The sequence below is a fragment of the Sphingobium vermicomposti genome (assembly GCF_011762025.1).
Lineage (GTDB): Bacteria > Pseudomonadota > Alphaproteobacteria > Sphingomonadales > Sphingomonadaceae > Sphingobium > Sphingobium vermicomposti.
The window spans coordinates 735,505-761,722 of sequence record NZ_JAASQR010000002.1; the positions used below are offsets into that span (position 1 = coordinate 735,505).

At 61.7% G+C, this 26,218-nt stretch carries 31 protein-coding genes and 1 tRNA gene; 19 read left to right on the forward strand and 13 right to left on the reverse strand.

Translation table 11 applies throughout. The annotated features are described in order from the left end of the window. Position 1 precedes the first annotated feature (1 nt). The 3 genes from FHS54_RS08360 to FHS54_RS08370 all read right to left on the reverse strand — a co-directional run bounded on the left by FHS54_RS08360 (position 2) and on the right by FHS54_RS08370 (position 3,386). Complete coding sequence (locus FHS54_RS08360; protein ID WP_167303325.1) at positions 2-898, reverse strand: transglutaminase family protein; 897 nt, start codon at positions 896-898, stop codon at positions 2-4. A gap of 15 nt (positions 899-913) precedes the next feature. Then, positions 914-1,846, reverse strand: a complete 933-nt coding sequence (locus tag FHS54_RS08365; protein WP_167303326.1) for an alpha-E domain-containing protein — start codon at positions 1,844-1,846, stop codon at positions 914-916. A gap of 130 nt (positions 1,847-1,976) precedes the next feature. After that, positions 1,977-3,386 (reverse strand): circularly permuted type 2 ATP-grasp protein, encoded by a 1,410-nt coding sequence (locus FHS54_RS08370; RefSeq protein WP_167303615.1) that lies wholly within the window; start codon positions 3,384-3,386, stop codon positions 1,977-1,979. 253 nt (positions 3,387-3,639) lie between these two features. Between FHS54_RS08370 and FHS54_RS08375 the strand changes: the two genes are divergently transcribed. Beyond that, positions 3,640-3,716 (forward strand) — tRNA-Met (locus tag FHS54_RS08375). A gap of 12 nt (positions 3,717-3,728) precedes the next feature. On the opposite strand, the gene FHS54_RS08380 is transcribed toward FHS54_RS08375, so the two are convergent. After that, the gene (locus FHS54_RS08380; protein WP_243855715.1) at positions 3,729-5,621 is read right to left on the reverse strand and encodes a potassium transporter Kup; all 1,893 of its coding nucleotides are present in this window, start codon (positions 5,619-5,621) and stop codon (positions 3,729-3,731) included. A gap of 171 nt (positions 5,622-5,792) precedes the next feature. On the opposite strand from FHS54_RS08380, the gene FHS54_RS08385 reads away from it, so the two are divergent. Continuing rightward, positions 5,793-7,019, forward strand: a complete 1,227-nt coding sequence (locus tag FHS54_RS08385) for an NAD(P)/FAD-dependent oxidoreductase (RefSeq protein ID WP_167303328.1) — start codon at positions 5,793-5,795, stop codon at positions 7,017-7,019. 67 nt (positions 7,020-7,086) lie between these two features. Here FHS54_RS08385 and FHS54_RS08390 read toward each other — a convergent pair whose 3' ends face one another. Both FHS54_RS08390 and FHS54_RS08395 read right to left on the reverse strand, forming a co-directional pair. Beyond that, the gene (locus tag FHS54_RS08390; protein WP_167303617.1) at positions 7,087-7,560 is read right to left on the reverse strand and encodes a 2'-5' RNA ligase family protein; all 474 of its coding nucleotides are present in this window, start codon (positions 7,558-7,560) and stop codon (positions 7,087-7,089) included. 37 nt (positions 7,561-7,597) lie between these two features. Continuing rightward, positions 7,598-8,137, reverse strand: coding sequence for a peroxiredoxin (locus FHS54_RS08395; protein ID WP_167303616.1), 540 nt, complete (start codon positions 8,135-8,137; stop codon positions 7,598-7,600). 102 nt (positions 8,138-8,239) lie between these two features. Here FHS54_RS08395 and FHS54_RS08400 point away from each other — a divergent pair, with 102 nt between their 5' ends. From FHS54_RS08400 to FHS54_RS08420, 5 genes are all read left to right on the forward strand, one after another. After that, entirely contained in the window at positions 8,240-8,659 is a 420-nt protein-coding gene (locus FHS54_RS08400) for a sugar transporter (protein ID WP_167303618.1), read from the forward strand. Between the two features lie 171 nt (positions 8,660-8,830). Continuing rightward, complete coding sequence (locus FHS54_RS08405) at positions 8,831-9,046, forward strand: hypothetical protein (protein ID WP_167303329.1); 216 nt, start codon at positions 8,831-8,833, stop codon at positions 9,044-9,046. After that, positions 9,043-9,285, forward strand: coding sequence for a hypothetical protein (locus tag FHS54_RS08410; RefSeq protein ID WP_167303330.1), 243 nt, complete (start codon positions 9,043-9,045; stop codon positions 9,283-9,285). The genes FHS54_RS08405 and FHS54_RS08410 overlap by 4 nt, the downstream gene beginning before the upstream one ends. After that, on the forward strand, positions 9,285-9,464 hold the full coding sequence (locus FHS54_RS08415) for a hypothetical protein (RefSeq protein ID WP_167303331.1): 180 nt from the start codon (positions 9,285-9,287) through the stop codon (positions 9,462-9,464). Before FHS54_RS08410 ends, FHS54_RS08415 begins: the two co-directional genes overlap by 1 nt. A gap of 102 nt (positions 9,465-9,566) precedes the next feature. After that, positions 9,567-10,079, forward strand: a complete 513-nt coding sequence (locus FHS54_RS08420; RefSeq protein ID WP_167303332.1) for a DinB family protein — start codon at positions 9,567-9,569, stop codon at positions 10,077-10,079. 49 nt (positions 10,080-10,128) lie between these two features. On the opposite strand, the gene mltG is transcribed toward FHS54_RS08420, so the two are convergent. The 5 genes from mltG to fabD all read right to left on the reverse strand — a co-directional run bounded on the left by mltG (position 10,129) and on the right by fabD (position 14,682). Continuing rightward, a complete protein-coding gene (gene mltG, locus FHS54_RS08425) occupies positions 10,129-11,100 on the reverse strand; it encodes an endolytic transglycosylase MltG (protein WP_167303333.1) in 972 nt (323 codons plus the stop codon). Between the two features lie 10 nt (positions 11,101-11,110). After that, positions 11,111-12,370: a beta-ketoacyl-ACP synthase II gene (gene fabF, locus FHS54_RS08430; RefSeq protein ID WP_167303334.1), complete on the reverse strand. Its 1,260-nt coding sequence runs from the start codon at positions 12,368-12,370 to the stop codon at positions 11,111-11,113. A gap of 177 nt (positions 12,371-12,547) precedes the next feature. Beyond that, positions 12,548-12,781, reverse strand: a complete 234-nt coding sequence (locus FHS54_RS08435) for an acyl carrier protein (RefSeq protein ID WP_007689016.1) — start codon at positions 12,779-12,781, stop codon at positions 12,548-12,550. A gap of 205 nt (positions 12,782-12,986) precedes the next feature. After that, positions 12,987-13,727, reverse strand: coding sequence for a 3-oxoacyl-[acyl-carrier-protein] reductase (gene fabG / locus FHS54_RS08440; protein WP_167303335.1), 741 nt, complete (start codon positions 13,725-13,727; stop codon positions 12,987-12,989). Positions 13,728-13,746: 19 nt separating this feature from the next. Next, positions 13,747-14,682 (reverse strand): ACP S-malonyltransferase, encoded by a 936-nt coding sequence (fabD, locus tag FHS54_RS08445; RefSeq protein WP_167303619.1) that lies wholly within the window; start codon positions 14,680-14,682, stop codon positions 13,747-13,749. Positions 14,683-14,861: 179 nt separating this feature from the next. Here fabD and FHS54_RS08450 point away from each other — a divergent pair, with 179 nt between their 5' ends. From FHS54_RS08450 to FHS54_RS08500, 11 genes are all read left to right on the forward strand, one after another. Next, complete coding sequence (locus tag FHS54_RS08450) at positions 14,862-16,307, forward strand: efflux transporter outer membrane subunit (protein ID WP_167303336.1); 1,446 nt, start codon at positions 14,862-14,864, stop codon at positions 16,305-16,307. Further along, positions 16,304-17,767 (forward strand): efflux RND transporter periplasmic adaptor subunit, encoded by a 1,464-nt coding sequence (locus FHS54_RS08455; RefSeq protein ID WP_167303337.1) that lies wholly within the window; start codon positions 16,304-16,306, stop codon positions 17,765-17,767. Before FHS54_RS08450 ends, FHS54_RS08455 begins: the two co-directional genes overlap by 4 nt. Before the next feature lie 3 nt (positions 17,768-17,770). Beyond that, positions 17,771-18,472 carry an ABC transporter ATP-binding protein gene (locus tag FHS54_RS08460; protein ID WP_167303338.1) on the forward strand — a complete coding sequence of 234 codons (702 nt, stop codon included), beginning with the start codon at positions 17,771-17,773 and terminating at the stop codon, positions 18,470-18,472. A 49-nt stretch (positions 18,473-18,521) separates the two neighbouring features. Beyond that, positions 18,522-19,727 (forward strand): ABC transporter permease, encoded by a 1,206-nt coding sequence (locus FHS54_RS08465; protein ID WP_167303339.1) that lies wholly within the window; start codon positions 18,522-18,524, stop codon positions 19,725-19,727. Between the two features lie 118 nt (positions 19,728-19,845). Next, complete coding sequence (locus FHS54_RS08470) at positions 19,846-20,226, forward strand: RcnB family protein (protein ID WP_167303340.1); 381 nt, start codon at positions 19,846-19,848, stop codon at positions 20,224-20,226. 238 nt (positions 20,227-20,464) lie between these two features. Next, positions 20,465-20,896 carry a 30S ribosomal protein S6 gene (rpsF, locus tag FHS54_RS08475; protein ID WP_167303341.1) on the forward strand — a complete coding sequence of 144 codons (432 nt, stop codon included), beginning with the start codon at positions 20,465-20,467 and terminating at the stop codon, positions 20,894-20,896. A gap of 13 nt (positions 20,897-20,909) precedes the next feature. Further along, a complete protein-coding gene (rpsR, locus tag FHS54_RS08480; protein WP_167303342.1) occupies positions 20,910-21,134 on the forward strand; it encodes a 30S ribosomal protein S18 in 225 nt (74 codons plus the stop codon). Positions 21,135-21,147: 13 nt separating this feature from the next. Continuing rightward, positions 21,148-21,744, forward strand: a complete 597-nt coding sequence (rplI, locus tag FHS54_RS08485) for a 50S ribosomal protein L9 (RefSeq protein ID WP_167303343.1) — start codon at positions 21,148-21,150, stop codon at positions 21,742-21,744. 252 nt (positions 21,745-21,996) lie between these two features. Further along, positions 21,997-22,407 (forward strand): hypothetical protein, encoded by a 411-nt coding sequence (locus tag FHS54_RS08490; RefSeq protein WP_167303344.1) that lies wholly within the window; start codon positions 21,997-21,999, stop codon positions 22,405-22,407. A 215-nt stretch (positions 22,408-22,622) separates the two neighbouring features. Further along, positions 22,623-23,489, forward strand: a complete 867-nt coding sequence (gene lgt, locus FHS54_RS08495) for a prolipoprotein diacylglyceryl transferase (protein WP_167303345.1) — start codon at positions 22,623-22,625, stop codon at positions 23,487-23,489. Beyond that, positions 23,479-24,549, forward strand: a complete 1,071-nt coding sequence (locus tag FHS54_RS08500; RefSeq protein WP_341785954.1) for a class I SAM-dependent methyltransferase — start codon at positions 23,479-23,481, stop codon at positions 24,547-24,549. The genes lgt and FHS54_RS08500 overlap by 11 nt, the downstream gene beginning before the upstream one ends. A gap of 19 nt (positions 24,550-24,568) precedes the next feature. Here the strand turns inward: FHS54_RS08500 and gmk are convergent, their stop codons facing one another. Then, positions 24,569-25,234 carry a guanylate kinase gene (gene gmk / locus FHS54_RS08505; RefSeq protein ID WP_167303346.1) on the reverse strand — a complete coding sequence of 222 codons (666 nt, stop codon included), beginning with the start codon at positions 25,232-25,234 and terminating at the stop codon, positions 24,569-24,571. A gap of 55 nt (positions 25,235-25,289) precedes the next feature. Here gmk and FHS54_RS08510 point away from each other — a divergent pair, with 55 nt between their 5' ends. Then, entirely contained in the window at positions 25,290-25,862 is a 573-nt protein-coding gene (locus tag FHS54_RS08510) for a DUF2585 domain-containing protein (RefSeq protein ID WP_243855686.1), read from the forward strand. Here FHS54_RS08510 and FHS54_RS08515 read toward each other — a convergent pair. Next, entirely contained in the window at positions 25,859-26,206 is a 348-nt protein-coding gene (locus FHS54_RS08515; protein WP_167303348.1) for a hypothetical protein, read from the reverse strand. The genes FHS54_RS08510 and FHS54_RS08515 overlap by 4 nt on opposite strands. Positions 26,207-26,218: the final 12 nt, after the last annotated feature.

Below are 26,218 nucleotides of genomic sequence, written 5' to 3' on the forward strand. Positions count from 1 at the left end.
CCTATCTTGCCTTGATACTCAGCGGGATGGATGGCTGGGCACATTGTTGTTGCTGCCGTTGCAGCTGCCGTTGCAGCTGCCGATCCTCCACCCCATCCTCCGCCTGCGCGATACGGACGTCCGCGTCAATCCAGATATCGCCCGCCACCGTGACAGAGCCCCGGATGGGCGCAGCATCGTCCGCGTCCAGGCCGGACGCCAGGCGCAGATAATGATCAGTCACGCACACACGATTGGACGGGTCGAAACCCACCCAGCCAAGGTCTGGCACCCATGCCTCCACCCAACCGTGGGTCTCATGCAGCGCCATTCCCTCCTGCGCCAGCAAATAGCCCGTCACGTAACGCGCGGGCACCCCCATGGCGCGCGCGCCCGCGATGAATATCTGGGCATGGTCCTGGCACACCCCTGCGCCCAGCGCGAACGCCTCGGCCGCCGTCGTCCTGGACGTCGTCACACCGCTGCGATAGGCGACCGCATTGCCGACAGCAGCGCTCAAATCGTGCAGCCGCGTCAACATCCCGCCATCGCACGGCAGCGATAGGGCCATGTCCCTGATCGCATCCGACATGCCCGTCAGCGGCGTTTCGCGCAGGAAATAATCGGGGCGCAAGCTACCCTGCTGAGGTCCCAGAACACCGCTTTTATCGTGCGTTTCGACAATACCCTCGGCCACGACCACCGCATTGTCCAGCCGGTCGTGGCGAATCCAGATGGCCTCCATCTCGCCAAAGCTGTTGCGGCGAAATCCATCGACAGGCTCGCCGTTCACGCTGACCTGCCATTCCAGCACTTGCTGCATCGCCGTGTCGACCGGCATCAGCTTCAGGCGCATGGCAACGCGCCCGGCTGAAGCCTGATAATGGTAGGTCGTCTGATGGCGGACAATCAGCTTCATGACCCGCCTGTCCCTTCATCCAAAATGATATGTCTGGGCGATTTCTCCGCCCAACCGATCGGTCATCTCCAGCCCGCTTTGCACCGTTTCATGCAATCCGACCCGAAAAATCTCTCCGCTGTCCGACTGCTCCAGGTCGGCTACCATCCGCCGCACCGTGTCGTGACAGGAACCGCGGCTGTCATGCCACCCGGCCAGACGGTTCAGCCGGTAGGCCATCTGGTCGTAGCAATAGGCGACGCTCCGCGGGAACATGCGATTGAGCATCAAGAAATCGGTTATCCGCCAAGGCGTGTAAGTCCCGCCATAGACGTGATGATAGGCCCGTGATCCCGACAAAGCGTGCAACACCGACGTCCATTGATAATGGTCGCGATTGCCGCCGATCACTTCGGTTTCTGGCAGCAGCACATAATATTTCACGTCCAGCAGCCGCAACGTCATCTGCGCCCGCTCTAGGGCCGAACCGACCCGCAGGAAATCATGGCCTTCGTTGCGCAGCTGCCCCGAATGCGCGGCTCCCCGAAACGTCATGACCCGTGTCTTGACCCAATCGATCAGTGTGGGAAGCTGCCGCCGCGCCTCACCGACATCATAGCTGTCCAGCTTGCGCCATCCTTCGTTCAGCGCCTCCCACATGTCCTGCGTCAACATGGTGCGTGCCGATTTGCCATTGGCCCGCGCCTTCAGCAGGCAGGATCGGATGGAGCTGGGATTGTCCAGGTCCAGCATCAAATGCGATACCGCGTCGCTTTCCGTCACCTGCGTGCCTTCGGGAAAGTTATGGCCATTGCCCGTGGCGCGCACGACCGACCGCCATTCGTCCCGGTGATGAGCACCGGGCAGGATCGCCATCCGTTGCCCCATGGTCAGCAGGCGAGCCGTGGCCTCGGCGCGCTCCATGTAACGCGCCATCCAGAACAGATTTTCGGCGGTCCGGCTCAGCATGGGTCCGATCCCTCCCCTTTCTCCCGTTCGCCCTGAGCCTGTCGAAGGATTTTACAGTCTTCAAAAGATGGGAAGGGCTTCGACAAGGTCAGCCCGAAAGGAGATGAGAGGCCTCTGACTTTCATCTCCATCAATCCTGCAACACCCATGTGTCCTTGACCCCGCCCCCCTGGCTGGAATTGACCACCAGCGACCCTTCGGTCAGCGCCACGCGGGTAAGCCCGCCGGGCACCAGTCGGATCTGCTTGCCCACTAGGCAATAGGGCCGGAAATCCGCATGCCTGCCCACCACCGACGCCGGTCCCAGCGTTGGCACCATCGACAGGTCCAGCGTCGGCTGAGCGATGAACCCGCCGGGATTGGCGCGGATGCGATCGGCATAGGCCGCGACCTCGTCTCGCGTGGCCTTGGGACCGATCAACATCCCATAACCGCCCGATCCATGAACCTCCTTCGCGACCAGCTCATGCAGATGCTCCAGCACGTAAGCGCACTCGTCAGCTTTGGAACATTGCCACGTCTGGATATTCTCCAGAATGGGCTGCTCCCCCAGGTAGAAACGGATCATCTCCGGCACATAGATGTAAACCGCCTTGTCGTCCGCGATGCCCGATCCGGGCGCAGAGGCCAGCGTCACTCCGCCATTGCGATACACGTTGAAAATGCCCGGAACGCCCAACATGCTGTCGGGCCGGAATACCAGCGGATCGAGATATTCGTCGTCGATCCGGCGATAGATGACATCCACCTGCTTAGGCCCGAGCGTGGTCTTCATCCACACCCTGTCCTGATCCACGAACAGGTCGGCAGGCTCGACCAGTTCGATGCCCATCAGGTCCGCCAGAAAACTATGTTCATAATAGGCGCTGTTGAGCGCGCCCGGCGTCAACAGCACGACCACCGGATCACCCTTGCAGGCGGGCGGCGCGACTTCCTTCAGGCTCTTGAGCAATTCGGCGGGATAATCATCGACCGGCGCCACGATTCCCTGCGCGAAAAGCTCAGGAAACATGCGCGTCATGATCTCCCGATTTTCCAGCATGTAGGACACGCCCGACGGCGTGCGGCAATTATCCTCCAGCACTTCGAACCGCGCAGGGCCGGTGCGGACGATGTCGATCCCGACGATGTGGCTGTAGACCTTGCCCGGTGGCGTAAAGCCCGCCATCTCCGCCAGATAGGCACTGTTCTGGTAGATGATGTCGGCGGGCATGATCCCCGCCTTCACGATTTCGCCGCGATGATAGACGTCGTGCAGAAAAGCATTGAGCGCCCGTGTCCGCTGACGGATACCCCGGTCCAGCACGCGCCATTCCTGCGCGGTGAAAATGCGGGGCAACAGGTCGAACGGGATCAGCCTTTCCGGGTCACCCCCCTCACCATAGACGGCAAAGGTGATGCCTATGCGGCGAAATATCGCCTCTGCCTCGTCCATCCGGTGATTGAGTCCGGCAATGCCCGTCCGTTCCACCCAATTCTGCACCTCCCCATAACAGGAACGTAACGAACCGTCGGGTTCAAACATTTCGTGGAAGGGCAAGGCGTCGATCCTCCCTTGGCGGCGACCGCCGGTTGTGCGTTGCAACATTAGTGCAATGCACCGACGTGATTGCAAGGGCTAAAATGCGCGCCGATCCCGGACTGTGCCAAAAATATTGCCGCATCCCGTCCATAGCCGCCCTATCCGCAGCGCGAGAATTTGCAGGGGCATATCAAACCCCGTTGACCCCGCCCATCACCCTGCTTATAGCGCGCCCTCACCGCAGGGCTGGACCGCCCAGCGCAGCCCTTGGGGCGGAGTAGCTCAGCTGGTTAGAGCAGCGGAATCATAATCCGCGTGTCGGGGGTTCAAGTCCCTCCTCCGCTACCAACATCTTCCCGATCATATCTCCAATTGCGATCCAAGCTCCACGACCCGGTTCGTGGGCAGCTTGAAAAACGCCATCGGGCTTTCCGCATTGCGGACCATCCACGCGAACAATCGCTCGCGCCAGATCGCCATGCCCGGCCGCGATGAAGGCACCAGCGTCTCGCGGCTCAGGAAATAGCTGGTATCCGAAACGCCGATCGGCCCTCCACAGTCGCGCACCGTTTTCATCGCGGCGGGCACGTCGACATTCTCCATGAAGCCATGGCGCAGCACCAGGCGGAAGAATCCCTGGCCATAATCCTGCGCTTCGGTGCGCCCGTCGAACGGCAGATGCGGGACTTCTTCGGTACGCACTGTCAGGATGATGTTGCGTTCGTGCAAGATACGGTTGTGCTTCACATTGTGGAGCATTGCGGGCGGCACGCCTTCGCCCGAAGCAGACAGAAAGATCGCCGTGCCTGGTACGCGCTTGAGCGAAGATCCTGCCGATCGGATGAACAGGTCCAGGTCCATGGCATCCTCACGCAACGCGTTGCGCATGATCCGCCGCCCCGTCGCCCATGTCGTCAGTACCAGGAAGGATATCGCCGCGACCATCAGCGGGAACCAGCCGCCGTCAGGTATCTTCGTCGCGTTGGACAGGAAATAGGCGCCATCGACGATCAGGAACAACCCGGTCACGGCCCCAGCGATCAGCGGATTCCAGCGCCACACGCTGAATGTCAGCACGCCCAGCATGCATGTCGTGATGACCATCGTGCCCGTCACCGCAATACCATAGGCCGCCGCCAGGTCGCTGGAACTGCCAAAGCCCAGCACCAGCATGATGACACAGGCCAGCAGCGCCCAGTTGATCAGCGGCACATAAATCTGCCCCGCCGCCGAAGCGCTGGTGTGCAGAATGCGAAGCCGGGGCAGGAACCCCAGCTGAACCGCTTGGCGCGTAACCGAAAAAGCACCGGAAATAACCGCCTGGCTCGCGATCACCGTCGCCATTGTCGCCAATATCACCAGCGGCAACCGCGCCCATTCGGGGGCGAGCAGGAAGAATGGGTTCTGAGCCGCTGCCGGATTGTCCAGCAACAACGCCCCCTGCCCCAGATAGTTGAGCATCAGACAGGGCAACGCCGCATAAAGCCAGGCGATGCTGATCGCCTTGCGACCGAAATGGCCCATATCGGCATAGAGCGCTTCGGCACCCGTCACCGCCAGCACGACCGAACCTAGCGCGAGGAACGCCAGCTGGGGGTCGATCTGAAAGAAATGCAGCGCCCAGGCCGGATTCACGATCTGGAAAATTTCCGGGTGACGCAGGATATTGGCGATCCCCAACACCGCCAGCGTCACGAAATACACCGCCATGACCGGCCCGAAAAGCGCGCCGACCTTGGCCGTTCCGAAACCCTGGATCACGAACAGCGCGATCAGGATGACGATGGCGATCGGCAGCACCAGCGGGGTCAGTCCCGCTTCGACCACGGTTAATCCCTCCACGGCGGACAGCACCGAAATCGCCGGGGTGATGATCGCATCGCCATAGAATAGGGACGTCGCCAGCACCCCCAGGGCTATGATGGCGGGCGTCCATCGTGTGTCCCCTAACCTTCGGCCGATCAGCGCCAGCAACGCCATGCTGCCACCTTCGCCATCATTGTCCGCCCGTAGGACGATGAAGACATATTTGACCGTGACGACCAGCATCATGGTCCAGAAGATCAGCGACAGCACACCATAGATGTGCGCCGGGTCCACCGCCAGCGGATGATGCCCTACAAAACTTTCCTTCAGCGCGTAGAGCGGCGACGTGCCGATATCGCCAAACACCACGCCCAATGCCCCCAGCGCGAGCGATGGAAGCGGCCCATGCGCAGCATCGGCGCGCTGACCGGTGTATTCTTCCTGCATGGGCATGCGTGCGAATCCCCTATTTTATGACGCGCCCTATGCCACATCTGGCCATCGCCACGCCACCGGCGAAGCGGCGGCAAACCGGCAATCTTCGCCGCCAGCCCTTGCCAGCCTCGGCAAAGCGCGCCAATGACGGCGCGGGACAGACTTGGAGAGGATCGGGGGCCGATGAACCATTATGATGTTGTGATCGTGGGCGCCGGTCATGCCGGTGCACAGGCGGCAATCTCCCTGCGCCAACTGGGCTTTGAAGGTTCGGTCGCGATGATCGGCGATGAAAAGGACCCGCCTTACGAACGCCCTCCTTTGTCGAAGGAATATTTTGCGGGCGACAAGAGCTTCGACCGCATCCTCATTCGCCCCGCCAGTTTCTGGCCCGAACGCAAGATTGACCTGCTCCTGGGCCATCGGGTCAAAACCGTTGATGCGCAAGCGAATATCCTGACCGCGGGCGGCGAACAGATCGGCTATGGCAAGCTGATCTGGGCCACCGGCGGCAGCCCGCGCATGCTGACCTGCAACGGCGCCGACGCGTCCAATGTCCATGCCGTCCGCCGTCGCGACGATGTAGACGGGATGATGGCAAAGCTTGACCAGATCGAACATGTCACCGTCATCGGCGGCGGCTATATCGGCCTGGAAGCCGCTGCCGTCCTCACCAAATTGGGCAAGAAGGTTGTTGTGCTCGAAGCGCTGGACCGCGTTCTCGCTCGCGTCGCGGGCGAAGACCTGTCCCGTTTCTACGAAGCGGAACATCGCGCCCATGGCGTCGACCTGCGCACCGGCGCAAAGATGGACTGCATCGAAGTGATAGATGGCAAGGCGACAGCCGTACTGATGCAGGATGGTGAGCGGATCGAAACCGACATGGTCATCGTCGGCATCGGCATCATCCCGGAAACCGGCCCGCTGATCGCTGCCGGCGCGGCGGGCGGCAATGGCGTCGATGTGGATGAATATTGCCGCACCAGTCTGCCCGACATCTATGCCGTTGGCGACTGCGCGTCCCATGCGAACCGCTTCGCGCGCGGCGCTCAGATCCGCCTTGAATCGGTCCAGAACGCCAATGATCAGGCAAAGACTGCCGTTGCCCACATCATGGGCAAGGAAGACGCCTATGACGCCGTGCCGTGGTTCTGGTCCAACCAATATGACCTGAAACTTCAGACGGTCGGCCTGTCCATCGGCCATGACCACACGATCCTGCGCGGCGATCCTGCAAACCGCAGCTTTTCCGTGCTGTATCTGAAAGCGGGCAAGGTGATCGCGCTCGATTGCGTCAATGCGGTCAAGGATTATGTCCAGGGCCGCGCGCATGTCCTGTCGGGCGCGCTGCTCGATCAGGTACAGCTTGCCGACCCCGCCATACCGCTCAAGGAAGTCGGCCTCGCCTGAAGGATAATTGTGCTCCTGCGAAGGCAGGAGCCCAGTTCCACACTTGTAGGGAAATCCCTGCCCAAGCCTACCCCCGAAAACTCGCCTTCATGGCCAGCTCCCACGACCCGCCGCGATAGAACCACGCCGCAAGCCCACTGATCCGCAGGCGTCGCGGCCGGAACCCTGCGCTCAGTTCAGCCGCCAGTTGGCGCGCCTGTTCCGGTGGCACCTTGTTCTGTACGGTCAGGTGCAGCCGGGGCCGCGCCTGGTCCTGCGGCGTCAACAGCCCGGCAAAGGCCTGCGCCAGTTCATCACGCATGGCCAGCAAATCGCCGCTCTCCACCTGATAGGCGACCCCCCGCCCCAGCAGCATGACTTTGGCCAGCGACGCCACCGGAGCCGGCCCCACGCATAGCTGCCTTATCCGCGTCGCCAGTTCCGGCAGGATCGACGGCAGCAAATGATGAAACAGCGTGATATGCGCTGGCACGACATTGCGATCCGGCGGGAAATGCGCCCGCCGCAAACCGTCAGCCCAGGCAAAATCCTCCGCGCCCATCAACGCCGTCACGACGATCGGCGCGAATGCCGGACGTTCAGTCAGCCTGGTGCGCCTTCAACCATTCCAGCACCGGCTCAGGACTGCTCATTCCATAGGGGTCGTCATCCTCGCCGATATCGTTGATCCCTGGCTCCTCGAACCAGGCCACGATCTTCCCGTCATCGACGACCATCGCATAACGCCAGCTGCGATCGCCAAAGCCCAGATGGTTCTTTTTGATCAGCATCCCCATTCGGCGCGTGAAATCACCTGACCCATCGGGAAGCAGCTTGACGTTCCTGACCCCCAGATGCTTGCCCCACTGATACATCACGAACGCATCATTGACCGATATGCAATAGACGTCATCGACACCCAGCGCCCTGAACTCGTCATAATATCGCTCGAAGGCGGGACATTGTTCGGTCGAACAGGTCGGTGTGAACGCTCCGGGCAGGGAAAAGACAACGGCGCGCTTGCCCTTGAACAGCTCTCCCGTTTCGACATCCTGCCAACGGAACGGGTTGGGGCCGCCGACGCTCTCATCCCGCACGCGCGTTTTCAGCGTTACTTCAGGTATGGCACGTCCCAGCATCATGAAATCTCCTTGTCGCGGCAGCGCTTCCCCGCCAGGTCAGGCGCATATATGATGCACCCATCCCAAGGCGACAAGCGGCCATTGGGTGAGGAAACACAGATGCGCCCGTCACGATCCGTCAATATCCTCGGCCTCATTCTGCTCGGCTGGAATCTGATGGGCCTCGTCGCCTTCATCCTCCAATATGACGCCGATCTTTCAACCTTGGCGAAGGACGACCCCTATACCGCACAGATATTTGCCCAGATGCCCGGCTGGGCGTGGGCCGCCTATGCCGTTGCGGTGAGCGCAGGAACGCTGGGCGCCACCCTGCTGCTCATGCGCAAGGCGGCGGCTGTCGGCCTGTTTCTGCTGTCGGTGATCGCGGTGATCGTGCAGTTCGGATACAGCTTCCTTGGCACGGACTTGCTAGCCGTAAAGGGTGCAGCGACCGCGATTTTTCCGGCCATCATATTTGCGATCGCGGTAGCGCAAACGGCCTACGCCCGGCACCTCAGGGCAAAAGGCATATTGAGGTGAATGAGATCATTTCCACCGTGACAGTTCAACCATTGAACAGAAACAAATTGCGAATTGGTGCGACAGGCTGAAGAGATCGTGCTAGGAATGTTTCATCGAGCGAAACCAGCCCGCAAGCCTTCGCATTGACAGAGAGACCATCGCGCTCCCGCTTGCCGCAGGAGTCCGCCCATGGAAGATCTCAACTATTTACTGAAAAACGAACAGATCGAGCTTTTGAAGGAACAGGCGTCGTCCTGCACCGTGGCGCGGGCCACGCATCGCTCTCGCGCCAGCGTTTATGCCCGTCGCATTCGTGAACATGGCCACCCCTACAGGTCCGGCGCGGTCAAGGGCGGGACGGCTTTCGCCCCCTATCCGTTCGGCGGAGAGGGCCGCGCATCATGAGCAGGGCCATCAACATGTCGGTCAGCGTGGCTGAGATCGAAAAGCTCTGCGCCACTCACAATTTCCGCATTTCGACAATCGAACCCTTGGCGTCTGGTGGTTCACGAGTGGTCCTGCTTGACGGTCGGGAAGCTGACGAGGTTCGAAAGCTGTTGAAGAACAAGATCATCACTGGCGACGTCAAACGCTCCGCAGCCCATGTTTCTCGCCACCCGCCAGCTACTGTCAGGAAATATTGATGGCGGAAATCACGCATCTCCAGAGCCAGCAGCGGCTGGAACAGTTCAGCGCCGCGTACGCGACGTGCGATCTCATAAGGCAGCACCACGAAAATCTCGCCCGCGCTTATGGCAAGATCATCAGCGTCGTAGAACGCGACCGCTCCAAAGCGACCGCTCGCCGCAACGACAGAAACTAGGCGTTTTTCGAAACATGCATTTACTGGCAGAGGCCCCTATTCTATCCCTCGCCTGGCAGAGCCGTTGACGCCACTTACCCGGCGCAACAGCGAGGGAGATTCATGGCCGTCTCAGCCAAAGACCAGCTTGCCCAGATGGCGCGATATCATGTCTGGGCAACCGATCGGCTTCTGACATCTATAGCGCCGATCCCGAACGAATTTTACCACAAGCCATGCGGGCTATTTTTCCGGTCGATACACGGAACCCTGAATCATCTGCTGCTGACAGACAGCGAGATTTGGTATCCCAGATTCACGCAGGGTCGCACGGCCACCCTGCCGCTTGACGCAGAGATGGAAAGCAATCGGACCGCTTTGGCATCGCGCCTGATCGCCGCGACAGCGCGCTGGCCCGAATATATAGCAAGCCTCGATGAAGAAGCACTCGCCGACGATCTTCGCTACACCATGACGACAGGGCAGATGCGGACATTGCCGATGTCAGGCGCGCTGCTTCACGTCTTCAATCACGCTACCCATCACAGGGGCCAGATCACCGCCGCCCTTTCTATGCTGGGCTTCGCCTATCAACCGCTCGACCTGCCATTTCTGATCTTTTCCGAACACGCTTAGGGCGTTTTTCGAAGCAGGTTCTAACGACCATGATGTCCGCGCGGATGCCCTATAGTTCCCCGCGCGCACGTCGAATGTCGAACCATTTCCGCACATTCTGGTTATGCTGTTCCAGCGTCTCGGCGAAGATGTGGCCGCCCTTCCCATCCGCGACGAAATAGAGCGCCTTGGTTTTCGCCGGCTGCAAAACCGCAAGGATCGACAGCTTGCCCGGATTGGCGATCGGTCCTTTGGGCAGGCCGGTCATGGCATAAGTGTTGTAATCGTTGACGGCAGTGATTTCCGACTTGTTGATGCGTCGGCCCAGCGGCTTTCCCTTTGTAATCGGGTAGATGATCGTCGGGTCCGCCTGCAGCATCATGCCCATTTTCAGCCGGTTGCCATAAACCCCCGCGACCGTGGGCCGCTCCTTCGGGATGGCGGTTTCCTTTTCCACGATGCTGGCCAGGATAATCGCCTCTTGCGGCGTCTTCACGACTGCATCCGGCGCACGGTCCGCCCACAGCTTCGCCAGCGTCCGCGTCATCGCATCCTGCATGCGCTTCAGGACCGCCGCCCTGCTCTCCCCCTTGTCGAAAGCATAGCTATCGGGCAGCACGCTTCCCTCGGCAGGGACCTTGATCGTCCCGGTCAACTGCTCATTGGCCATCAGCCGCTCATAGACCAGGATCGAAGGCATGCCTTCCGGGATGGTGACGAGCCGGGTCAGCGTCTTGCCGCCCTGCAGGATCGCGAAAATGTCCGAATTGCTCGCGCCCTTCGGAATCAGAAACTCGCCTGCCTTGATCGACTTCCCCCGGCCGAACAGCTTGGTCCGCGTCAGGAAGGCGTCGGCGGAACGCACCGCCCCGTTCCGCTTGAGCAGCACCGCCGCATCGGCGATCGACGCCCCTTCAGGCACGACGATATTAATGTCGCTCGTCGCTGGCCCCGTTTCGGTCCAGCCATAAATGAACCGAAACGCGACAAAGGCAGCGACGGCCAGGCCGACCAGCAAGATGCTAAAGCCTAGCCGTCGCATGAAAATGGCCTCAGATCGCCTTCATGATGAGCGACGCATTGGTGCCGCCAAAGCCGAAGCTGTTGTTCAGCACGGCGCGCACCTTCCGCTCCTTGGCGACATGGGGGACCAGGTCGACGCCCGCGCAGCTTTCGCTCGGCTCGTCCAGGTTCAGCGTTGGCGGCACGATCTGGTCACGCATGGCCAGGATGCAGAAGATGCTTTCCACTGCGCCAGCGCCGCCCAGCAAATGGCCGATGGCCGACTTGGTGCTGCTCATCGACATAGTCGACAGATTGTCACCGAACAGCCGCTTGACTGCGCCCAGTTCCAACTCGTCGCCCAGCGGTGTCGATGTGCCATGCGCGTTCACATAGTCGATGTCGGACAGGCTGAGGCCCGATTTCCTGAGCGCCATTTCCATCGAGCGGTAGCCGCCGCTGCCTTCGGGATGCGGTGCCGTCACATGATAGGCATCGCCCGACAGGCCATAACCGATCACTTCGGCGTAGATTTTCGCGCCGCGCTTCTTCGCGTGCTCATATTCTTCCAGCACGACGACGCCCGCGCCTTCGCCCATGACAAAGCCATCGCGGTTGACATCATAGGGACGGCTCGCCTTTTCCGGCGTGTCGTTGAAAGCGGTCGATAGCGCGCGGGCCTGAGCGAAACCGGCGATGCCGATGGGGCAGATCGCGCTTTCCGCACCACCCGCCAGCATCACGTCGGCATCGTCCATCGCGATCATCCGCGCGGCGTCGCCGATCGAATGGGCACCGGTCGAACAGGCAGTGACGACCGCGTGATTCGGACCCATCAGGCCATATTTGATCGAGACCTGACCCGAAATCAGGTTGATCAGCCGACCATGAACGAAGTGCGGGCTGACGCGGCTCGGCCCCTTGTTGGCGAGCACCAGCGATTCGCTTTCGATGCCCGGCAACCCACCAATGCCCGACCCGATCGAACAACCGGCGCGCAGCCGCTCTTCCTCGCTCATATCGTCCAGGCCCGCGTCGCGCAGCGCTTGGCTAGCGGCGGAAATGCCGTAGACGATGAAGGGATCGACCTGCCGCTGAATCTTGTGATCCACGTCCAGCGCCGGATCATAGCCATATTCATGGTCTGCGGGCTTCACCTCACAGGCGATACGGCACTTATATTCTGTGGGGTCGAAACGCTCGATCCTCGCCGCGCCGGATTTGGACGCGATGATGTTCTTCCACGTGGTTTCGACATCTCCACCCAGAGGGCTCACCATGCCAAGGCCGGTTACAACGACGCGACGCATATATCTGCTCCGAAAAACTTCACGAACTTGCGCCGTTCCTTAGCGGCTTGCGAAGCGCTTGTGAACGGCGGTCCAGATACAAAAAGGCTCCCCAAGGTCCGGTTTTCCCGGACAGGAGGGAGCCATTTTCTTCAAACGTTGCGGCCAGCACCTGTCCGGGCCAGCCGCCAAACGCTCTTACTGCTTGCTGTCGATATAATCGATCGCATCCTTGACGGTGGCGATCTTTTCAGCCGCATCGTCAGGAATCTCGACGCCGAACTCTTCTTCGAACGCCATGACCAGCTCAACGATGTCCAGGCTGTCTGCGCCCAGATCGTCGATGAAGCTTGCGTCCTCGGTCACCTTTTCGGCTTCCACGCCCAGATGTTCGACGACGATTTTCTTAACGCGATCCGCGGTCTCACTCATGAGTGGTCCTTTTTACTGGGTATCGTTGAGGTTATGAATAATTGTTAAGGCATGCCCTAGAGCCAAGCCCCGTGAGAGGCAAGAGGCAAGAGATGATCGAAAAGGATGATTTCTGCCCCCTGTCAACCGTTCCGATGGCACAATGTGACGTTGATGCAAATAGCCAGACGCGCACTGCCTTGTCGGTGGCGCGCGCCCGATCCTGTCACACCATCGCCATGCCGCCGTTCACATGCAGCGTCTGGCCGGTGACATAACCGGCCTCGCGGCTGGCCAGATATACGACCGCAGCGCCGATATCTTCGCCATTGCCCAGGTCGCCGGCGGGTATCTTCTGCAGGATCGCACCCTTTTGCGTATCGTTCAGTCCGTCGGTCATGGCCGACCGGATAAAGCCCGGGGCCACGCAATTCACGGTGATGCCACGGCTCGCCAGTTCCTGGCCCAGCGATTTCGACATGCCGATAATGCCCGCCTTGGACGCGGCATAGTTGGACTGGCCCGGATTGCCAGTGACGCCAACGACCGACGTGATCGAAATGATGCGGCCAAAACGCGCCTTCATCATCGGCTTGGCAGCGGCCCGCACCAGGCGGAATGCGGCTTCCAGATTGACGGAGATCACGTCGGACCACTCATCGTCCTTCATCCGCAGGATCAAATTGTCGCGGGTGATACCGGCATTGTTGACCAATATGTCGATCTTGCCACCCAGAGCCTCGACCGCCTGCCCGACCAGCCCATCTACAGCCGCCGGATCGGAAAGGTTGCAAACCAGCGTCTTGTGATCGCCCCCCAGTTCCGCTGCAAAGGCTTTCAGCTTGTCCTCATTGCTCCCCGAAAGCGCCAGCGTGGCCCCTTGAGCCGCCAGCGCCTTTGCAATGGCGGACCCAATCCCGCCCGAAGCGCCCGTCACCAGAGCAGTCATGCCTGTCAGATCGAACATGATTTTATCCTTATATCTTTCAGAAAGCGCCAAGTGCGGCTTCGACATCGTCCATGGTCACGACGCTGCGTACGGTCGCGTCCGGCGCAATGCGCTTGATCATCGGCCCCAGCACCTTGCCCCCCAGTTCCACAAAGTCGGTGACGCCCGCTTCCCACATGGCCGCGACGGATTCACGCCATCGCACCCGACCGGTCACCTGCTCTACCAGACGCAAGCGAATCTCGTCCGGGTCGGCGATCGCGCTGGCCAGCACATTGGCATAGACGGGCAGCAGCGGCGTGTTGATCTTCGCATTGCCCAGCGCTTCCGCCATGGCGTCGGCGGCGGGCTGCATCAGCGGGCAGTGGAACGGCGCAGACACGGGCAACAGTACGCCGCGCTTGATGCCATGATCCTTGACCAGCGCAACCGCGCGCTCGATCGCGCCGCGATGGCCGGAAATGACCACCTGGCTCGGATCATTATCATTGGCGACGGTGCACACTTCCCCCTGGGCAGCGGCATCGGCCAGCGCCTGCGCCTTTTCAATGTCCGCGCCCAGCAAAGCCGCCATCGCACCCTCGCCAACCGGGACAGCAGCCTGCATCGCCTGCCCGCGCAGCTTCAACAGCCGGGACGTGGTGGCAATGTCAAACGCCTCGACCCCGCACAGGGCGCTATATTCGCCCAGACTGTGCCCAGCGACGAAATCGCCCTTTTCGCCAAGGGAAAAGCCGCCTTCCTTCTGCATCACCCGCAACGTTGCCAGCGCATTAGCCATGATCGCGGGCTGGGCGTTTTCGGTAAGCGTCAGGTCGCTGTCCGGTCCTTCCACCATGATGCGGAACAAATGCTGGTTCAGCGCGTCATCGACCTCCTGAAACAGCTCCTTCGCCGCCGGGCTGGCTTCCGCCAGCGCCTTGCCCATGCCTACCGACTGGCTGCCCTGCCCCGGAAAAACAAATGCCCTCATCATCCACCCTTTGACCAAAGGACGCCCGAAAAAGCGCCACTTTTCAAGACCGTTACACTTTACGACATTATTAGCATTGAGACGCCACCTTGATTTCGGCACTTATCCGATGCGTCATCCCGCAGCCCCCCGCAAAATGTCTGCGGGCCCCTTTAACGACGACGGAGTGCTAGGAAAAGGTGCGATATCGCATTGCCTGGATTGCCACAGCCGCGCTGACGCTATCGGCTTGCGCCGCCGGACCCGACTATCGGCCGCCCCAGCCCGCGTCGCTGGGCGTGCCAGCCACCTATATTCAGGGGAACAACGCCCCCGTCGATGAAGGCGCGCTTGCGAACTGGTGGACCCGGCTCGGCGATCCGGCGCTCGACCTGCTGATCGACCGGGCGGTCGCCAGCAACCTCGACATCGTGCAGGCGCAGGCACGCCTCCGTCAGGCGCGGGAATCGCTGCGTCAGACGAACGCCGCTTTCCTGCCCCAGGTGAACGCGTCCGGCAGTGCTGGCAGCAATTATTCCAACCGGGGCGGCGGCACGCGGGTGGATGACAATGGCAACATCATTTCCGGCGGTGCCGATAGCTGGAGCAATCGCTACACGCTGGGTGCCAATGCCAGTTGGCAAATCGACCTGTTCGGCGAACTGGCCCGCTCTTCCGAAGCCGCGCGGGCAGACCTCGCCGCATCCGGCTACGACCTCGCCAATGTGCGCGTGACGATCATCGCCGAACTCGTGACCAACTATGTCCAGGCCCGGCTCGCGCAGGAACAGTTGCGCATCGCCCGCGAGACGGAGGCTATTCAGAAGGACAATTTCGACATCGCCGGATGGCGGTTGCAGGCGGGACTGGTGTCGTCGCTCGACGAACAGCAGGCCCGTGCCCAGCTGGCCCAGACACGGGCGGCCATCCCCCAGCTTGAAGCCAGCCTGCGCGGCAGCCTCAACCGCATCGCCGTGCTCACGGGCCAGGCCCCCGGCGACGCGACCCGGACGCTGGAAAGCCCCGCTCCCATCCCCGCTGCATCCGTCAGCGTGATCACGGGCATCCCCGCCGACACACTGCGCCAGCGCCCGGACGTGCGCTCGGCAGAACGCGCCCTTGCCGCCGCCACCGCGCGGATCGGCGTCGCCCAGGCGCAGCTTTACCCGGCCTTGGGCATCAGCGGGAATATCGGCACCAGCGCGGCTTCCTTCAAAAGCCTGTTCGACGTCATCACTGGCGGCATCTTCGCCAATGTCGCGCAGGTAATCTTTGACGGCGGCCGCCTCGCATCTCAGGTGCGCTCCCAGCGCGCAGCGGCGGAAGGCGCGTTCGCCGCCTATAAACAGAATGTGCTCACTGCGCTGGAAGATGTCGAAAACGCCGTCGCGTCGCTCAACAGCGCCCGCGCCCGCAAGGCGCAGTTTGGCACCGCGTTCGAAGCGTCCAACAATGCCGCAATCCTGGCGCGCAGCCAGTATCAAGCAGGCCTTATCGACTTCCAGACGCTTTCGACCAGCGAAACCACCCTCTTGAACGCGCGCAACAGCCTTGCCGCCGCGCAAGGTGCCGAAGCGCTCGCCATCGCCCAGCTTTACAGCGCGCTGGGCGGCGGCTGGCAGAATATGGAAAACTCGCCCGCATGAGCAACGATGTGACCAAAGATCAGGACCTCGATGATTTCCTGGGGGCAAAACCCGCAAAGCCTTGGCGCAAATGGGTTGTGCGCGGCACTATCGGCCTTGCGCTGCTGATCCTCGTCCTGCTCGTCGCTCGCTGCTTTTCCGGCGATGACCAGCCCAATTACGCCACGCGGGAAGTGCGCCGGGGGGACCTGACCGTCACCGTGTCCGCGACCGGAAACCTCAAACCCATCAATCAGGTCGATGTGGGATCGGAGCAATCCGGCAAGATCACAGCCGTCTATGTCGATGTGAATGACCGCGTGACAAAGGGCCAAAGGCTGGCCGAACTCGATACCCGTCGCCTCGTCGATAGCGTGACGCAGAACCGGGCGCAGGTCACCGCCTCCCAGGCCAGCGTCGCGCAGGCACAGGCGCAGGTTGCGCTGTCTAAAGCGACGCTCGACCGCCAGCTTAACGTCTATCGGCTTTCCGGCGGTCGCGTCCCTGCCAAGACAGAGATTGACGCCGCCCGCGCCGACTATCAATCCGCGCTCGGCTCCCTTCGCGCCGCGCAGGCCCAGGTCGACGTGTCGCGCGCGCAGCTTTCGACGGCGCAGACCAACCTGTCGATCGCGCAGATCGTCTCGCCCGTCACAGGAGTCGTCCTGTCCCGCGATATTGAACCGGGCCAGACCGTTGCGGCATCGCTCAACGCCCCCGTCCTCTTCACCATCGCGGAAGATCTGACGCAGATGGAGGTCGAAGTGTCGGTCGATGAGGCCGATGTCGGCCAGGTGAAGGACGGCCAGGCCGCCACCTTCAATGTCGACGCTTTTCCCGGCCGCAGCTTTCCGGCGCGGGTGACGCGGGTCAATGTCGGCTCGAACGCATCGGGCAGCGCATCCTCAACCTCGTCCAGCGGCGGCACCGCCAGCACCAGCAGCACGACCGGGACCGTGATCGCCTACACCGCCGTCCTGGCGGTCGATAACAAGGATCAGATCCTGCGCCCCGGCATGACCGCCACCGCCGACATCGTTACCCAACAGCTTCAGGACGCCCTGCTCGTCCCCAACGCCGCGCTGCGCTTCAAGCCCAGCACCAATGCGGACCAGGGCGGGGGCATCACCAGCCAGATCGTGCCAAGCCGCCGCTTCCGCCGGGGCAACAACAACCGGCAGGTCAGCTTCGGCGCGGGTAGCAGCCAGACCGTCTACGTCGTGGGAGAGGACGGCAAGCCCAAGGCCGTTCAGGTCGTGGTCGGTGCCAGCGACGGCGTTCGGACCGCCATCACCGGCGGCAATCTGAAACCGGGCATGCGCGTCATCACCGGCCAGCTTGCCGCCGGGCAGGAAGCGCCAGCGGAAGATCAGAATGGTCGGGACGATCGTCAGGGCGCACAGCCCCCGGCCCGCAACCGCGCTTCCGCAGCTCCTTCGGCGGGCGAGCCGCGCGGAACCGGCCGCCAGAACGGAAACTGACCGATGGCCGCCGACCCCATTATTTCCCTGCGCGGCGTGACGAAGGTCTACGGCTCCGGCCCCACTGCCTTTCAGGCGCTCAAGGGCATCGACCTCGACATTCAGCAGGGCGATTTCGTCGCCGTCATGGGGCCATCGGGTTCCGGCAAGTCGACCACGATGAATATCCTGGGATGCCTGGACGTCCCATCGGACGGGGAATTTCTGTTCAAGGGCCGCCATGTCGAAACGCTCGACCGCGACCAGCGCGCATTGCTGCGCCGCCGTTATCTCGGCTTCGTCTTCCAGGGCTTCAACCTGTTGTCCCGCACCACCGCGCTGGAAAATGTCGAACTGCCCCTGCTCTATCGCGGGGAAGACCGGAAGGCTCGCCATGAAGCGGGCATGGCCGCGCTCGACAAAGTCGGGCTAAAGGACTGGTGGGACCACACCCCAGCAGAGCTTTCCGGCGGCCAGCAACAGCGCGTCGCCATCGCCCGCGCCCTCGTGACGCAACCTGCCGTGCTGCTGGCCGACGAACCTACCGGTAATCTCGATTCGGAACGCTCGCTGGAAATCATGGAATTGCTGAGAGGCCTGAATCGCGACGTCGGCATCACCGTCATCATGGTCACGCACGAACCCGACATGGCCGCCTATGCGCGCACGCTCGTCCATTTCAAGGATGGGCATGTGGAGCGGATCGAAGAAGGTGTGAGCGCTTGAACCTCTGTCCGCACTATCCCAACCCCAGCGCGTTCTGCAAAGTATCAGGATGCTAGGCACCACCATCATCCTCGCCTTCCGCGCGATCAACCGGCACAAGCTGCGCAGTTTCCTGACGACGTTGGGCATCATCATCGGCGTGGCGGCGGTCGTCACCATGGTGACGCTAGGCAATGGCGCGACCGCCGCCGTGCGGGAACAGATCAGCTCGCTCGGCGCCAACGTGCTTCAGCTTCGCCCCGGTCAGGGCTTTGGCCGCGGCGGCGGCGGTCCCCGCCCGCCCGCTTTCAAGCCCGCTGATCTCACCGCGATCGAAAACCAGTTGACTGGCGTGCGCGCCGTCGCCCCCCTGGTCCAGTCCAGCGGCACCGCGATCTACGAAGGCAGCAACTGGTCCACCACCGTCTACGGCACCACCGCGTCCTATTTCGAAGTGCAAAGCTGGAAATCGGACACGGGCCGCCTCTTCATGCCGGAGGAGGAGGAGGCCGGAAAGCCCGTCTGCATCATCGGCAACACGGTGCGCACCAACCTTTTTCAGGGCAGCGATCCGGTCGGTAAGCGGCTGCGTATCAAAGGGGTATCGTGCCAGGTGATCGGCGCGCTGGCGACGCGCGGCCAGGGCGGCTTTGGCGATCAGGACGATGTCGTCGTCATGCCCATCAAGTTCGTCCAGCGCCGCTTCACCGGCGACCGCGACATCAGCCAGATCATGATTGCGGTCGACGACGCCTATGACACCTCCACCGTCCAGGCCAGCCTGGAAGAATTGATGCGCGACCGTCGCAAGGTGAAGCCCGGCGCAGAGGATAATTTCAACGTCTTCGACACCAAGCAGATCAGCGACACCCTGACCGGCACCACCACCATCCTGACCCAGATCGTCGCTGCAGTGGCGGCCATATCCCTGCTGGTCGGCGGCATCGGCATCATGAACATCATGCTGGTCTCCGTGACGGAACGCACGCGCGAAATCGGCATCCGCCTCGCCATAGGCGCGGTGGCGCGCGAAGTGCTGATGCAATTTCTGGTCGAAGCGATCGTGTTGTCCTGCCTCGGCGGCCTTATCGGCCTGCTCCTGGCGCTCGCGGCTTCGGTCGCCATAGCGCCGCTGATGCAGGTGCCCTTCATCTTCGACGTCCGCGTCAACGTCATCGCCTTCCTCTTTTCGGCGGCAATCGGCGTTGTCTTCGGCTATTTCCCGGCGCGACGGGCTGCGGCGCTCAATCCCATCGACGCGCTTCGCCATGAATGACGGTTACACTTCAAGACAATAGCGGCCTCATCCGGCACATTCTCGCGACAACTTTCTCCTAAACCTGTCTTCAACGCCGCAACACAGGCGCAAAAGACCAAGACAAGGAGCAAGTGAGATGATCAAGAAACTGCTGATGAGCCTGGCCGCAACCACCATGGTCGCCAGCCCCCTGCTGGCCACCCAGGCCCAGGCCGCCCCCCATCGCGAAGTCACCCGCGTCGTGAAGCATAGCCCCCATGGCCGCGCTTCCTTCAAGCAGAAGACCGTCTACAAACAAAAGCATGTCGTCCGCAAAAACGACAATCGCCGCTGGGCCAAGGGTCAACGTTTCGATCGCCGCGATGCCCGCAACTATCGCGTCGTCAACAACTATCGCGACTATCGCCTGAATGCACCGCCGCGCGGCTACCATTGGGTCCGGTCGGGCAACGACGCGGTGCTGGTAGCCATCACCAGCGGCATCATCGGTGCCGTCATCGGCAGCGTCATCCGCTAGGACCTGCCCTCACCGCCAAATGGCGAACGCCTCCGGGGTTTCTCCTCCCCCGGAGGCGTTTTCGTGGGCGGGAACAGCTCAACTCCTCCTTGCCAACCCGCCGCGTTTCCGTCATAGGCGCCGCTTCGCACGGCCCGAGGTGACTCGGATCGCTGCGAAAGAATGCTTGAGACGACAGCCGGAGGGGCGTTGCGCATGGGGCGCGCGTCAGCGATCGGCCAACAGAGAAGGCAATACCATGGCTCTTTATGAGCATGTGTTCCTTGCGCGCCAGGATCTGGCACAGGCGCAGGTGGACGCGCTGGCGGAAACCGCCACCAAGATCGTCGAAGATATGCAGGGCAAAGTGACCAAGGTTGAAACCTGGGGCCTGCGTTCGCTCGCGTACAAGATCGCGAAGAACCGCAAGGCGCACTATGTCATGCTGAACATCGACGCCCCCGCCGGCGTGGTTGCCGAGCTGGAACGCCAGACGCAGATCAACGAAGACATCATTCGCTACATGACCATCAAGGTCGATGAGCTGGAAGCTGGTCCGTCGGTCATGATGCGCAAGCAGGAGCGTTCCGAACGTGGTGATCGCGGCCCGCGCGGCGATCGTGGTCCGCGTGAAGATCGTGGTGACCGTGGCCCGCGCCGCGATCGCGAAGAAGCCCCGGCTGGCGAATAAGGAGAACTGAAACATGGCACGCCCGTTTTTCCGCCGCCGCAAGAGCTGCCCCTTCGCCGCCAAGGATGCGCCGAAGATCGATTTCAAGGACGTTCGTCTGCTGCAGGGCTTCGTGTCCGAACGCGGCAAGATCGTCCCCAGCCGCATCACTGCGGTATCCGCAAAGAAGCAGCGTGAGCTGGCCCAGGCCATCAAGCGCGCCCGTCATCTGGGCCTGCTGCCCTACATCGTGAAGTGAGGGAGTAAGACTCATGGAAATCATTCTCCTCGAACGGATCGAGAAGCTGGGCGCTATCGGTGACATCGTCACCGTGAAGGACGGTTACGCACGTAACTTCCTGCTGCCCAACAAGAAGGCGCTGCGCTCCAACAACGCCAACAAAAGGGTCTTCGAAGCCAACCGCGCGAAGATCGAAGCCGACAACGCCGCCCGCCGTGGCGACGCTGAACAGGCTGCCGAAGGCGTCAACGGCAAGCAGATCGTCCTGATCCGCCAGTCGTCCAACGCCGGCCATCTTTATGGTTCGGTCGCCGTCCGCGACGTGGTGGAAGCGCTGCACGCCGATGGCGTGACCAACGTCACCAAGGCAATGGTCGTGCTGGAACGCCCGATCAAGACGCTGGGCGTATTCGACGTCAAGGTCGCACTTCACCCGGAAGTCGCCGTCACCATCACGGTGAACGTCGCTCGCTCGCCGGAAGAAGCCGAACTGCAGGCACAGGGTGTTAACGTGATGGCTGACCTGTTCGAAAAGGACGAGGCTGGCTTCACCGAAGACTATGACCCGAACGCCGAACCCGGCGAAATCGCCGTGGAAGCTGAAGAAGCCCCGGCCGAAGAAGCCTGATCTTCCTTCCTGCGATCAAACAGAACAGCCGCCCCTCACCGGGCGGCTTTTTTGTTGCCTTATCCTGCCCGGACAAAAGGACGTAAAGGTCAGATTGCGGATGTTCCCGGCGATGGGTCCATTCTGGATGCTTTTATTTACGATTTGCCTGTTGAACATTTGTGGCGCATCAACGTTCTGCTGATGACCTAAGCAATATGAATAGCAGCTCTGCATCCAAACCGGAGCGAAACAGGCAGGGGCGAAAAATCCGTGTACAAGATCGAGTTTGACGAAAAATCGCGTATGCTGATCCAGCGGACCGGCGGCTTTTGGGACGTAGAAGAAGTCGCCCGCTATGAGCGTGAGCTAACCGCCATTCTGACCCGGCTGAATGCAGACGGAAGGCCTTTTACAATGCTGCACGATAGCCGCGGCCAACCGACGCAATCAGCTGAAGTCATGCGCGCCTTCGCCAAGATGTCGGATGCCGAAATCATGCAGCCAAAGGGTCGCGTTGCCATCGTAGTCAGCCAGGTGCTCAACAAGCTTCAAGCCGAGCGTGTGGCGGCCAATGCTTTGATCAGGATATTCAGCGATGAAGCCGAGGCGCGGCAATGGCTGGCAGAGACGGGCGAGACCAGCCCGGCAGACGCTCGCCCATCAACCTCATCCCGACCTTGATCCCGGATCCCGCCCTCAATCCAAATAGGCTGATCAACGCGCGCCCCCCCCTGTGACGAACGTCCATGAAGTAGAAACAGCGATTGTAAGAAAATGGCGCTTTTTCGTCCTTCCGGCACGCGATCTCTGACACCTGAATACCGCGCCATTGCCCCTTTCCTACAGCCCCCTACCTGATCTATGGCGGGGTCACATTTGCCACGGGGTACGCCGACTTGATCCTAGACATTGCCGCTGCAGCTTCCACCGCGATCCATTTTGACCAGCTGGGCCTCAGCCCCGTCGCGCTCGATCTCGGCTTCTTCACGCTGAAATGGTACAGCCTCGCTTATCTGGCGGGCATTCTCGTCGGCTACTGGTATTTGCTGAAACTGGTGGCACAACCCGGATCGCCGATGGCGCGGCGACATGCCGACGACATGATCTTCTATGCGACGCTGGGCATCATCATTGGCGGGCGGTTGGCCTATGTGATCTTCTATCAGCCCGAAATCCTTGCCAATCCGCTCGACATCTTCAAATTGTGGAATGGCGGCATGTCCTTCCATGGCGGCGTCATCGGCGTGTCGCTGGCCGTGCTCTACATGGCGCGCAAGGAAAAGCTGAGCTGGCTGCGCATCCACGATTATGTCGCCTGCTGCGTCCCCTTCGGCCTTTTCTTCGGTCGCCTCGCCAATTTCGTGAATGGCGAATTGTGGGGCAAGGAAACCGACGTTTCCTGGGGAATTATCTTCCCGACCGGCGGCCCCTTCCCCCGTCATCCCAGCCAGCTTTACGAAGCCCTTCTGGAAGGTCTCGTGCTGTTCCTGATCCTTGCGTTCGCCTTCTGGAAGACGCGAGCGCGCTACAAGCCCGGCATGCTCGTGGGCATTTTCCTGCTCGGCTACGGTCTCTTCCGCTTCGGCGTCGAATTTTACCGGGAAGCCGACGCCCAGCTCATGGAGTTCGCCGCGCGCACTGGCCTGCACATGGGCCAATGGCTGTGCGTCCCGATGATCCTGGGCGGCCTGTATCTGATCGTCACGGCAAAGGGCCGTCGCGTGCGCGTGGAACCCATTGCGGGCACCGCGAGTGTCAGCTGACACGCTGAAACTGGCCGATCGGCTCGCTCGGCAGATCGACTCCGGTGGGCCGATTTCGATCGCCCATTATATGGCGGAGGCCAACCAGCATTATTATGGCACCCGCGATCCGCTGGGCGTCGCGGGCGATTTCACCACAGCCCCGGAAATCAGCCAGATGTTCGGGGAACTTGTGGGCCTTTGCCTGGCCGACATCTGGATGCGTTCGGGCAGCCGTCCCCACGCCCTTTACACTGAACTAGGTCCGGGACGCGGCACGCTCGCATCCGACGCGCTGCGCGCCATGGCCAGCGTCGACTTCACTCCTGAAGTCCGCTTCGTGGAAACCAGCCCCACCCTGCGGGAACGTCAGCGGGCACTCATCCCTAATGTCAGGCATTGCGATGACGTCGCCGGATTGCCCGGCGATGCTCCATTGCTGGTCGTCGCCAACGAATTTTTCGACGCCCTCCCCGTCCGCCAGATCGTCCGCGCGGGGGATGAGTGGCGCGAACGCGTGGTGATCCGCTCCACCACCGAAGACAGCGACCATTTCCTGCCCATGCCGGGCTATCGACGCGTGGAATCAGGCATCCCGTCAATGGCGGCCGACGCCCTGGAAGGCTCCATCCTCGAACTGCCAATGGCGGGAGCAGCGATCGCCCTGGAACTCGCATCCCGAATCGCACGGCAGGGGGGCGCGGCGATCATCATCGACTATGGCTATGAAGGCCCCGCAATCGGTGACACGTTGCAGGCCGTGCGCGGACATGGCTTCGTCGATCCCTTTGTCGATCCGGGCGAAAGCGACCTTACGACCCATGTCGACTTCACCATGATCGGCAACATGGCCCGACAGGCCGGGCTGCGCGTGCTCGGGCCCGTCAGCCAGGGCAGCTTCCTGCGTCAGTTGGGGATCGACGCCAGGGCGGATCAGCTTTCCCGCACCACGCCGGCCCGCGCTGCAGAGGTGGAAGCCGCCCGCCACCGGCTGACCGCAGACGACGCGATGGGAACGCTGTTCAAGGTGCTGGCCTTTGTCCACCCGGATTGGGTGGACCCCGCCGGGTTCGACGCGTGACGCTCAGCGCGCCTCCGCCTCAATCGTCCTGATGATAGCGGCTGAGCTTGCGGATAAAACCGATCAGGCCCGTCTGCCGACTGCGCTTCATGCGTTCGGCGTGCAGGATTGTCTGAACCCGCTGGAAACAGTCATCCGCATCGACATTGCACAGAACATAGTCATATCCGTCCCAGTGCGCGATCTCGTTGGCGGCGCGGGACATCCGGCCTTCGATGACTTCCTCAGTATCCGTCGCCCGCCCGCGCAGGCGCCGCTCCAATTCCTGCATCGACGGCGGCAGGATGAACACCCGCACGACGTCGCCACCGGCAATCTGGTGCAGCTGCTGAGCGCCTTGCCAATCAATGTCGAACAGGACGTCGCGCCCGCTTTTCAGCATCTCTTCGACCGGCGCGCGTGGCGTGCCATAGCGCTGGCCAAACACATGCGCCCATTCCAGAAACTCATGATCCGTCGTCATCCGCCGGAACTCTTCCAGATCGACGAAATGATAATCCCGTCCCTCAACCTCTCCCGGTCGCATCGGACGAGTGGTCGCGGACACGGACATGGCAAGGTCCGGCTCCGCGGCCAGCAATTTGCGCGCAATAGTGGACTTGCCCGCGCCCGAAGGCGACGAAAGTACGAAGAGCACGCCGCGCCGCTTGAAATCGGGCGCTTCGGTGGGGATGCTGTCGGCCATGGCCGCTAGTGACGCCGCAAGCGCGATTTGGCAAGAGGCCGAAGGGGGAAGAAAATTGTCGAGAAGCAAACAGGCCCGCAACCGACGCGGCTTTATCACCGCCGCAATTATCGCAATCGTCGCAGGCGCGCTGCTATATCTGATGGCGCGCCCGCTGATTTGCACCTGTGGCCGGGTCGAATTGTGGCACGGCGCGCTCGACAGCGGCAACAGCCAGCATATCGCCGACTGGTACAGCCTCAGCCACATCATTCACGGCTTCCTCTTTTATGCCGTCGCCCGCCTGCTGATGCGCCGTCAGCCGATGGGACCGCGCCTGGCACTGGCCGTAGCCATCGAATCCGCGTGGGAAATTCTCGAAAATTCACCGATCATCATTGACCGCTACCGCACCGCCACCATCGCGCTGGGCTATAGCGGCGACACCATCCTCAATTCGATGAGTGACATTGGAATGATGACGCTTGGATTCCTCTTTGCCGCGCGCGCGCCAACTGCCGTCACCGTGCTCGCCGCCGTCGCGATGGAATTGATCGCCCTCTATGTTATCCGCGACAATCTGACGCTCAACATATTGATGCTGGGCTGGCCGATAGAAGCGATAAAGACTTGGCAATCTGCCCTTTAGGCTTTGCCGCGCCGTGCCTTGACGGGCGCTTCGATCAGTACGGCTTCTCCGCTCTTATCCGGCAAGGCGCGCACTGACCGCTTACGATCGACCTCGCGTTTAGCCTCATAGGCTTTGCCCGCCAGATACGCGCCCGTCACGAATAGCGCGCCCAACGGATGGCGCATGATGACGCGCTTGGCTCCGACGCCTGCGACAATACCCACCACGCCCTTCTTGCCGGTCGCCGCCGCAACGCGCGCGGCAACGATGGTAGCGCCAAGACGAGCCGCCTTTCGCAAAAGGCCCGCCTTGCGCGGCGGGCGGACGGTGACAAGCGGCTGAGTGGAGGGCTTCTTCTTCATACCGGGTCAATG

Excerpts from the sequence above, each read along its gene's own strand:
- FHS54_RS08360 (WP_167303325.1), bottom strand. The coding sequence starts at position 898 with ATGAAGCTGATTGTCCGCCATCAGACGACCTACCATTATCAGGCTTCA.
- FHS54_RS08365 (WP_167303326.1), bottom strand. The coding sequence starts at position 1,846 with ATGCTGAGCCGGACCGCCGAAAATCTGTTCTGGATGGCGCGTTACATG.
- FHS54_RS08380 (WP_243855715.1), bottom strand. The coding sequence starts at position 5,621 with ATGCAGGAAGAATACACCGGTCAGCGCGCCGATGCTGCGCATGGGCCG.
- FHS54_RS08385 (WP_167303328.1), top strand. The coding sequence starts at position 5,793 with ATGAACCATTATGATGTTGTGATCGTGGGCGCCGGTCATGCCGGTGCA.
- FHS54_RS08390 (WP_167303617.1), bottom strand. The coding sequence starts at position 7,560 with ATGGGCGCGGAGGATTTTGCCTGGGCTGACGGTTTGCGGCGGGCGCAT.
- FHS54_RS08395 (WP_167303616.1), bottom strand. The coding sequence starts at position 8,137 with ATGCTGGGACGTGCCATACCTGAAGTAACGCTGAAAACGCGCGTGCGG.
- FHS54_RS08400 (WP_167303618.1), top strand. The coding sequence starts at position 8,240 with ATGCGCCCGTCACGATCCGTCAATATCCTCGGCCTCATTCTGCTCGGC.
- FHS54_RS08405 (WP_167303329.1), top strand. The coding sequence starts at position 8,831 with ATGGAAGATCTCAACTATTTACTGAAAAACGAACAGATCGAGCTTTTG.
- FHS54_RS08410 (WP_167303330.1), top strand. The coding sequence starts at position 9,043 with ATGAGCAGGGCCATCAACATGTCGGTCAGCGTGGCTGAGATCGAAAAG.
- FHS54_RS08415 (WP_167303331.1), top strand. The coding sequence starts at position 9,285 with ATGGCGGAAATCACGCATCTCCAGAGCCAGCAGCGGCTGGAACAGTTC.
- FHS54_RS08420 (WP_167303332.1), top strand. The coding sequence starts at position 9,567 with ATGGCCGTCTCAGCCAAAGACCAGCTTGCCCAGATGGCGCGATATCAT.
- mltG (WP_167303333.1), bottom strand. The coding sequence starts at position 11,100 with ATGCGACGGCTAGGCTTTAGCATCTTGCTGGTCGGCCTGGCCGTCGCT.
- fabF (WP_167303334.1), bottom strand. The coding sequence starts at position 12,370 with ATGCGTCGCGTCGTTGTAACCGGCCTTGGCATGGTGAGCCCTCTGGGT.
- FHS54_RS08435 (WP_007689016.1), bottom strand. The coding sequence starts at position 12,781 with ATGAGTGAGACCGCGGATCGCGTTAAGAAAATCGTCGTCGAACATCTG.
- fabG (WP_167303335.1), bottom strand. The coding sequence starts at position 13,727 with ATGTTCGATCTGACAGGCATGACTGCTCTGGTGACGGGCGCTTCGGGC.
- fabD (WP_167303619.1), bottom strand. The coding sequence starts at position 14,682 with ATGAGGGCATTTGTTTTTCCGGGGCAGGGCAGCCAGTCGGTAGGCATG.
- FHS54_RS08455 (WP_167303337.1), top strand. The coding sequence starts at position 16,304 with ATGAGCAACGATGTGACCAAAGATCAGGACCTCGATGATTTCCTGGGG.
- FHS54_RS08460 (WP_167303338.1), top strand. The coding sequence starts at position 17,771 with ATGGCCGCCGACCCCATTATTTCCCTGCGCGGCGTGACGAAGGTCTAC.
- FHS54_RS08465 (WP_167303339.1), top strand. The coding sequence starts at position 18,522 with ATGCTAGGCACCACCATCATCCTCGCCTTCCGCGCGATCAACCGGCAC.
- FHS54_RS08470 (WP_167303340.1), top strand. The coding sequence starts at position 19,846 with ATGATCAAGAAACTGCTGATGAGCCTGGCCGCAACCACCATGGTCGCC.
- rpsF (WP_167303341.1), top strand. The coding sequence starts at position 20,465 with ATGGCTCTTTATGAGCATGTGTTCCTTGCGCGCCAGGATCTGGCACAG.
- rpsR (WP_167303342.1), top strand. The coding sequence starts at position 20,910 with ATGGCACGCCCGTTTTTCCGCCGCCGCAAGAGCTGCCCCTTCGCCGCC.
- rplI (WP_167303343.1), top strand. The coding sequence starts at position 21,148 with ATGGAAATCATTCTCCTCGAACGGATCGAGAAGCTGGGCGCTATCGGT.
- gmk (WP_167303346.1), bottom strand. The coding sequence starts at position 25,234 with ATGGCCGACAGCATCCCCACCGAAGCGCCCGATTTCAAGCGGCGCGGC.
- FHS54_RS08515 (WP_167303348.1), bottom strand. The coding sequence starts at position 26,206 with ATGAAGAAGAAGCCCTCCACTCAGCCGCTTGTCACCGTCCGCCCGCCG.